The 7,174-nt window shown below is 28.4% G+C and carries 9 protein-coding genes; 4 read left to right on the forward strand and 5 right to left on the reverse strand.

The features are described 5' to 3' along the window. The first annotated feature begins 23 nt into the window (after nucleotides 1-23). Nucleotides 24-479, forward strand: coding sequence for a DUF1801 domain-containing protein (locus Q0352_RS03525; protein WP_299523714.1), 456 nt, complete (start codon nucleotides 24-26; stop codon nucleotides 477-479). Between the two features lie 5 nt (nucleotides 480-484). Then, nucleotides 485-1,216, forward strand: a complete 732-nt coding sequence (locus tag Q0352_RS03530) for an SDR family NAD(P)-dependent oxidoreductase (protein WP_299523717.1) — start codon at nucleotides 485-487, stop codon at nucleotides 1,214-1,216. 30 nt (nucleotides 1,217-1,246) lie between these two features. On the opposite strand, the gene Q0352_RS03535 is transcribed toward Q0352_RS03530, so the two are convergent. The 3 genes from Q0352_RS03535 to Q0352_RS03545 all read right to left on the reverse strand — a co-directional run bounded on the left by Q0352_RS03535 (nucleotide 1,247) and on the right by Q0352_RS03545 (nucleotide 4,071). Then, entirely contained in the window at nucleotides 1,247-1,897 is a 651-nt protein-coding gene (locus Q0352_RS03535) for a pyridoxamine 5'-phosphate oxidase family protein (protein WP_299523720.1), read from the reverse strand. Nucleotide 1,898: 1 nt separating this feature from the next. Next, a complete protein-coding gene (locus Q0352_RS03540; RefSeq protein WP_299523723.1) occupies nucleotides 1,899-2,471 on the reverse strand; it encodes a hypothetical protein in 573 nt (190 codons plus the stop codon). A gap of 73 nt (nucleotides 2,472-2,544) precedes the next feature. Beyond that, the gene (locus tag Q0352_RS03545; RefSeq protein ID WP_299523726.1) at nucleotides 2,545-4,071 is read right to left on the reverse strand and encodes a helicase HerA-like domain-containing protein; all 1,527 of its coding nucleotides are present in this window, start codon (nucleotides 4,069-4,071) and stop codon (nucleotides 2,545-2,547) included. A 105-nt stretch (nucleotides 4,072-4,176) separates the two neighbouring features. On the opposite strand from Q0352_RS03545, the gene Q0352_RS03550 reads away from it, so the two are divergent. Next, on the forward strand, nucleotides 4,177-4,809 hold the full coding sequence (locus Q0352_RS03550) for a 7-carboxy-7-deazaguanine synthase QueE (RefSeq protein WP_299523729.1): 633 nt from the start codon (nucleotides 4,177-4,179) through the stop codon (nucleotides 4,807-4,809). A 19-nt stretch (nucleotides 4,810-4,828) separates the two neighbouring features. Continuing rightward, nucleotides 4,829-5,278 (forward strand): GNAT family N-acetyltransferase, encoded by a 450-nt coding sequence (locus Q0352_RS03555; RefSeq protein ID WP_299523732.1) that lies wholly within the window; start codon nucleotides 4,829-4,831, stop codon nucleotides 5,276-5,278. Between the two features lie 116 nt (nucleotides 5,279-5,394). On the opposite strand, the gene cmk is transcribed toward Q0352_RS03555, so the two are convergent. Both cmk and porQ read right to left on the reverse strand, forming a co-directional pair. Further along, on the reverse strand, nucleotides 5,395-6,090 hold the full coding sequence (gene cmk, locus Q0352_RS03560) for a (d)CMP kinase (protein WP_299523735.1): 696 nt from the start codon (nucleotides 6,088-6,090) through the stop codon (nucleotides 5,395-5,397). A gap of 5 nt (nucleotides 6,091-6,095) precedes the next feature. Further along, nucleotides 6,096-7,106, reverse strand: coding sequence for a type IX secretion system protein PorQ (gene porQ, locus Q0352_RS03565; RefSeq protein WP_299523738.1), 1,011 nt, complete (start codon nucleotides 7,104-7,106; stop codon nucleotides 6,096-6,098). Between the last annotated feature and the right edge of the window lie 68 nt (nucleotides 7,107-7,174).

Consider the following 7,174-nt stretch of genomic DNA (forward strand, 5'->3'; position numbering starts at 1 on the left):
CATAGTACTCATTTTTTACAACTATGCAAATAAAAGCTACAAACCCTGAAGAATACATTGCTCAAATTCCTGAGCAAAGAATCCCTTATTTTAAAAAATTACGTAAAACTATTTTACATAATTTACCAAAAGGATTTGAAGAACAAATGAGCTATGGAATGATTGGTTATGTAGTCCCAAAAAGCAGCTATCCTGATGGGTATCATTGTGACACCAATTTACCTTTACCGTTCGCAAACATTGCTTCTCAAAAGAATTTTATTGCTTTATATCATTCCGGTATTTATGCAAATCCAAAATTACTAAATTGGTTTGTTGCTGAATACCCAAAACATTGCAAACGTAAATTAGACATGGGTAAAAGTTGTATTCGTTTTAAAAAAGCCGAAGAAATTCCATTTGATTTAATTGCAGAATTAATGCAAAAAATAACTATGAAAGAATGGATTGATTTGTACGAAAAAAATATAAAATCTTAATTTATATGAAAAAAATTGTAATTATTACAGGAGGAAATAAAGGTTTAGGCCTTGGATTAGCTAATGAATATCATAAAAATGGATATCGGGTTATTTCAATTTCACGCACTAAGAATGACAAATTATATTTTGAAGAACAATATCAATGTGATTTAAGTAAAACAGATACCATTGAAAATACAATGATAGAAATATTCTCTCATTTCGATAAAAATAATACAACCCATATTACACTTATAAATAATGCTGGTGATTTAGGCACAGTTAATACTATTGAGAATTTAGCCCCCATAAACATAAATTACACGATTAATGTAAACTTAACCGCTCCTTTAATATTAAGCTCAACATTTATTAAGCTAACTAAAAATTGGAATTGTAAAAAACAAATTTTTAATATCTCATCAGGTGCAGCCATAAATCCTTATGAAAGTTGGTCGCTATACTGTTCTTCAAAAGCAGGCATAGATATGATGACCAAGGTAATTTCAAAAGAACAGAAAGACCTTAAAAATGGTATTAGCATAGTTTCAATATACCCTGGAATTGTTGATACTGATATGCAAACTAAAGTTAGAAATACACCTAAAGAAAATTTTAAATCTGTTCAGCGTTTTATTGATTTTCACAAACATGGAGAATTACTTTCTCCTAAAGATGTAGCCAACAAAATTTACCATTTGGATGTTACAGGAGAATTAAAAAATGGACAAATTTTAGATATAAGAAATGTTTAAAATTAATTTTTAAATTCAATACAAAATAAATTATCCTTTATTCTCTATTAATTTTTTAACACTCTCAGGTAAAGGAATATTTTTATCCAAAACTGCATCAGCAATTGGTGCACTATAGGAAGTGTTTATAGGTAATACACCAGCCCAAATAGGTAAATCGTAATCTGGTTTATCATCAATTGGAGGACCTGTTCTTATTTTGGCTGAAGCTTCAGTAATTGCTATTTTTAAAATTTTAGTTGCTTTCATTTCTTTATCATTTGGCAAGCGAACTTCCTCCCAACGATCAGGTATAATTTGATTTGAAATTATCTCGAGTGCCTTGTAACGATCATCATCACTAGTAACTAGTACTGCTTCACCAAATATGGTAACCGATTGATAATTTAAAGAATGGTGAAAAGCTGAACGTGCTAAAACAATCCCATCTGTTTGAGTCACATTTATTGAAATAGGTAATCCTTTTTCTAAATTAAGTATCATTCTGCTCACAGATGCACCGTGAATATAAATCTCATTTTCACTTCTCCCATAAATTGTCGGAATAATTACAGGATAGCCTTCATAAATAAATGCTATTTGACAAATAAAATGAGCATCTAAAATCTTATAAATAGTCTCACTATCATAAAAACCTCTTTTAGGTGCTCTTTTAACCGTGGTTTTTATTGTTTGCTTCATATTAATTAAACCAAATAGTAAAATATTTTATTTTTGCAATATCAGGAATTTGATCAATAGTAACTTCTTCCCTACTAAAAATGCTTATTCCTAATTCTTTTTTATCAATTGAAATAGTAGCGTTCAATTCATCAATAAAAAGTGTAGCGGACGTAAGCGTGGTTTCAATATTATTTACTAAATAATGTTCATTAATATCTTTAAATGTTGATTGAAGAGAAATACCTTTTTCTGTTTTATAATTTCTATCAAAAATTTGAATACTCTTTATTTTGGATAAAGAATCATTCTGATTTGTAGGAGCAATTTCTAATAATTTATCACCTTCCAATGAAAAAATCTCATACTCATCATCATCCAAAGAAAATAATTTATCTTCATTATTTAGTTCGTTTAACTGTAATTTTGAAACTATTGAATCTTTCTTAAAAATTGAACTCAGTTCTAAAACTGTTGTCTCTTTAGTTAAATATCCTACTTTCCCTTTTTCAATTAAATATTTATTTTCTTTAGAACATTGAACAAACAAAAATGAAACTAAAACTATAAAAATGATTCTTTTTAAAATTGACATAAACAACTTATTTTTTATATAACATAACTATAAACGCAACAAATATACTATTATTGACTGCGAACTAAAAAAATTATATCACACGTTTTAAAATTCCTAATATACCTCTAATAAAGGTTGCGCTTGTTACCACTTTTAAAATAGGATTCATACGTGTACTTTTTCTAGTTCTCGTCCTTGAACTTGTGGATTTTGACCGTTTTAATTCTTCCTTTTTCTTCTCCTCTACAGCTTCCTTTTCATTTATAGTTTCTATTTTTTCAGATAGAATTTCATAAGCACTTTCCCTATCAATAGTTTCATTATACTTATAATAAATACGAGAGTTTTCAATAAGCTGCTTCAACTCTTTATCCGTTAATATATCCATTCTACTCATTGGAGCACGCATCATAGTACAAGCCAAAGGAGTTGGTATTCCTTTTTCATTTAAAACAGATATAAAAGCTTCTCCAATTCCAAGTTGAGTTAATACTTCATCAACATCATAATATTCTGAACTTGGGTAATTTTCAGCTGCTAATTTAATAGCTTTTCTATCTTTTGCAGTAAATGCACGCAAGGCATGTTGCACTTTTAAACCAAGTTGACCTAATATATCTTCAGGAACATCATTTGGGTTTTGTGTTACAAAAAATAGCCCAATACCTTTTGATCGAATTAATTTTACAATACTTTCTATTTGAGAAAGTAAAGCTTTTGAAGCTTCTTTAAAAATTAAATGGGCTTCATCAATAAAAATGACAAGTTCTGGTTTTCCACTATCTCCCTGCTCTGGAAAAGTTGAATATATTTCTGCCAATAATTGCAACATAAATGTTGAAAATAATTTTGGCTTATCTTGAATATCTGTTAAACGTAAAATTGAAATTATTCCTTTACCATTTTCATCAACTCGTACTAAATCTTGAACATCAAAAGAACGTTCACCAAAAAATAAATCACCACCTTGTTGGTCAATTTCTAGTATTTTTCTTAAAATTGCCCCAGTACTTGCTTTTGAAATTAAACCATATTCACTTTGTATTTCCTCTTTTCCTTCATCAGTTGCGTATTGAAGTACTTTTTTAAAATCATTTAAATCTAATAATGGTAATTTATGATCATCACAATATTGAAAAACAATAGAAACTATTCCGCTTTGAGCATCCGATAAATCTAGTATTCTTGAAAGCAATACAGGTCCAAATTCAGAAACAGTTGCTCGTAAACGTGTACCTTTTTGCTCAGAAATAGTCAATATTTCAACTGGAAATTTTTTAGCATCAAAAGGCAAACCAATAGCAGCGTGTCGTTCATCAATTTTTGCATGTCCTGGACTTGGCTGTGCTAAACCACTTAAATCACCTTTTATATCCATTAGCAATACAGGAATACCTTTCTCAGACAAATTCTCGGCCATTACCTGCAACGATTTTGTCTTTCCTGTACCTGTTGCTCCCGCAATTAATCCGTGCCTATTCAACGTTTTTAAAGGAACTTTTACAAAGGCTTCTTTTATGGTTGTACCATTTAACATTGCGGAACCAAATGTTATAAAATCGCCTTTAGTTTTATAACCTTCCGTTATATGATTAAAAAAAACTTCTTCTTTATTCATTCTAAATATTTTTGTTAAAAATAAGATATATAAATCAAATTAAAAATTTCAATAGAAATTAAGTTGATTTTATTTATTATTAGTCTGAATGCCTATATTTGCAAAATGATTGATGAAACGACACAACAACTTATAAATAAAGGAGAAATGCTTCCTTTAATGGAAGAATTTTATACCATTCAAGGAGAAGGATTTCACTCTGGAAAAGCTGCTTATTTTATTAGAATTGGTGGTTGTGATGTTGGTTGTCATTGGTGCGATGTAAAAGAAAGTTGGAATGCCGACTTACATCCTCCAACTAAAACAAATAATATAGTTAGTAATGTTATAAAGTATGCTAAAACTGTTGTTGTAACGGGTGGTGAACCTTCTATGTGGAATTTAGATTACATTACAAATTCACTACTAAAAAACAATATTAAAACACACATTGAAACTTCTGGAGCATACAAATTAACAGGGAAATGGGATTGGATTTGCCTTTCACCAAAAAAAACGAAATTACCATTAGATGCTATTTATCCAAAAGCCAATGAACTCAAAATAATTGTCGTTAACAAAAACGATTTTAAATTTGCAGAAGAACAAGCTTTAAAGGTTGCTGAAAATTGCGAATTATTTTTACAACCTGAATGGAGTAAACGCGAAGAAATGATTCCTTTAATTGTTAATTACGTCATGGAAAATCCACAATGGAAAATATCTTTACAAACACATAAGTACTTAAATATTCCTTAGTAAAAGTAATTTAATAAATATGAACATTATAGAAGTTAGAGAAGCTAATATCTCAGATGCTCAGTTTATTGCTATTTTAGGACGTGTTACATTTTCAGAAAATTTTAGTCACTTTTTTAAAGATTCTAATGATTTATTAGAATATTACAACCGTACTTTTTCAGTTGAAAAAATAAGAAAAAGTATTGATAATAGTAACAACGTTTTTTGTATTGCTTTTGTAAATGAATTACCTGTTGGGTATGCTAAATTAAAATTAAACTCACCTTCTGAGTTTCTTAAATCTAAAAATACATCACAATTACAAAAGATATATGTACTTAAAGATTTTCTATCTCTGAAAATTGGACTTGAGTTACAAACTAAATTAATTGAAAAAGCAACAAGACATGGAAGTCAGCTTATTTGGCTGTCTGTACTTAAAAGTAATCATAGAGCTATACAATTTTATAAAAAAATGGTTTTATAAATATTGGCAATCATGATTTTCAAATAGGTAAAGAAAGATTTGACTTTAATGTGATATCAAAAATTTTGAAATAAAAATTAAGAATTAACCCAAATATTCAATTATCACAAGAGTATTTAACTTACTTCATTAATTTTATCTAAAGTAATTTTATAAATATTGTTAAATTGTTCCTTTAAAGTCATATTTGAATTATCAATTTCAACAGCATCATCAGCAATAATCAAGGGTGAATCTTCTCTAGTAGAATCTATATGATCTCTATACTGAACATTCTTAAATATTTCATCAAACGTTACTTTATCACCTCGTTTAATTAATTCATCATATCTTCGTTGAGCACGTTTTTCTGCTGAAGCATTGATAAACAATTTTAATTCTGCATTTGGAAATACAACAGTCCCAATATCTCTTCCATCCATTACTACACCTTTATGAACTCCCATCTGCTGCTGTTGCTCAACTAATTTTCTCCGAACCTCCGAAATTTCAGCCACTTTACTTACAAATTTTGAAACTTCTAAGGTTCTAATTTCATTTTCAACATTAATACCATTTAAATACATTTCAGCAAAACCAAGTGCTAAATTAAACTTAAAGATCAAGTTAATTTTAGGTAAATCTGAAATTAATTTATCAAAATTAAAGGCATTTTTTGAAATAAAACCTTGTTGCATTGCATATAACGTAACCGCTCTATACATAGCACCAGAATCAACATATACATATTGTAATTTATTTGCTAATTGCTTGGCAATAGTACTTTTCCCTGTTGAAGAAAATCCGTCTATAGCTATTGTAATTTTTTTCAAATCTCTTAATTTAAATTTATTTGTAAACTAAATGTGCTCGCATTTGAAGCTGGATGATATTTGGAAAATGCATAATTAAATTTTAACTTATTCATTTTTAATCCGAAACCTGCAGTAAAACCAGCAAATGTCCTTTTATCAATTAATTGTAATTCTTTTGCACGTCTAAAATTATATCCTAATCTAATATTGAAAGCCCCTTTTGGAAATAATTCTGCACCAATAGATAAATGCCTCATAATATTATTTAAAAACGAAATTTCCTCAGTAGTTTCATTTCCATTAATATCAGTGATTGAGTTAGAAGGATTACTTTCTGAAATATCCCATTTTTGTAAATTATCAAAAGTAAAGTGAAATATTATTGGTACATTTTCTAATTTATAAGAAGCTCCTAAATCTATTTCTAAAGGCAACTCTTCTCTTGTCTCATCAAATACAGTAACTTGATATCCAATATTACGAACTACTAAAGTAAAAATATATGGATTATATTCGTTATAATATAAAAGAGACAAATCTGCACCAATACCTAACGAGGAATAATTTTCAATAACTGAATTAATTAATTTAACATTCGCCCCAATAAAAAAATCTGAATGAATAATATTATACGCATAACCAACAGAAAAAGAAAAGTCATATGCTTTAAAAGTTCCAGATTCTATTCCCTCTTCATCAGCTCCAATAAATTTTCCATAGTTTAAATAAGTGATACCGGCGTGAATGGTTCCAAAATTTCGATTAATCATATGAGCAAATGATGCCGAAGTTAAATTAACATCTGCTAAATAATTTAAATAATTTACAGATAATTGATTATCAAAATCTTCATTTATTGTTGAGGGATTCCATAAAGGCTGATTCACATCATCTAATAAAGTTAATGTTTTCCCACCTAAAGCTGCTTGCTTTGCTGAACCCGTTAAATTTAGAAAATTATAAATACTTTCACCTCCAACTTGTGAAAATGAGTTCAGAGAAATTAAAAATAGAAGTTGAACAATTTTTTTCATATTACAAATTACAAAATAAACCAAAATAACTTCTAAAACCCAAATAAGGGTTAATTATTTTGTTAAAA

This window comes from uncultured Lutibacter sp. (genome assembly GCF_937891065.1).
In the GTDB taxonomy this organism is placed as follows: Bacteria; Bacteroidota; Bacteroidia; order Flavobacteriales; family Flavobacteriaceae; genus Lutibacter.

What these genes read in the sequence shown, in the direction of transcription:
- Q0352_RS03525 (WP_299523714.1), top strand. Translation starts at nt 24, where the DNA reads ATGCAAATAAAAGCTACAAACCCTGAAGAATACATTGCTCAAATTCCT.
- Q0352_RS03530 (WP_299523717.1), top strand. Translation starts at nt 485, where the DNA reads ATGAAAAAAATTGTAATTATTACAGGAGGAAATAAAGGTTTAGGCCTT.
- Q0352_RS03535 (WP_299523720.1), bottom strand. Translation starts at nt 1,897, where the DNA reads ATGAAGCAAACAATAAAAACCACGGTTAAAAGAGCACCTAAAAGAGGT.
- Q0352_RS03540 (WP_299523723.1), bottom strand. Translation starts at nt 2,471, where the DNA reads ATGTCAATTTTAAAAAGAATCATTTTTATAGTTTTAGTTTCATTTTTG.
- Q0352_RS03545 (WP_299523726.1), bottom strand. Translation starts at nt 4,071, where the DNA reads ATGAATAAAGAAGAAGTTTTTTTTAATCATATAACGGAAGGTTATAAA.
- Q0352_RS03550 (WP_299523729.1), top strand. Translation starts at nt 4,177, where the DNA reads ATGATTGATGAAACGACACAACAACTTATAAATAAAGGAGAAATGCTT.
- Q0352_RS03555 (WP_299523732.1), top strand. Translation starts at nt 4,829, where the DNA reads ATGAACATTATAGAAGTTAGAGAAGCTAATATCTCAGATGCTCAGTTT.
- porQ (WP_299523738.1), bottom strand. Translation starts at nt 7,106, where the DNA reads ATGAAAAAAATTGTTCAACTTCTATTTTTAATTTCTCTGAACTCATTT.